Below are 256 nucleotides of genomic sequence, written 5' to 3' on the forward strand. Positions count from 1 at the left end.
CTCAGCGACATGCGCACACGCACTGAGGGCGTCGCCGGGCCCGGGGCGCCGGTGCTCACGCTTGACGGCGTGACGCTGAAAGGGCGGCTCACAGATGTGTCGCTGCAGCTTCGCGCGGGCGAGATTCTGGGCGTGGCCGGGGTCGCGGGCAATGGCCAGCGCGAGCTGTGTCAGGTGCTCACCGGGCTTGCCACGCCCGACAAGGGCCGGGTCTTGCTGGACGGCGACGACATCGCGCCGCTGGGTCCGCGCAAGG

1 protein-coding gene is annotated in these 256 nt (G+C 71.9%); it reads left to right on the plus strand.

Annotation, left to right across the window (positions count from 1 at the left end; genetic code table 11):
* Positions 1-256: ATP-binding cassette domain-containing protein (locus JI666_RS21390; protein WP_206895102.1), on the plus strand; the 256-nt coding region annotated here is incomplete at both ends.

This window comes from Bacillus sp. NTK071, assembly GCF_017303315.1.
Lineage (GTDB): Bacteria > Bacillota > Bacilli > Bacillales > Guptibacillaceae > Guptibacillus.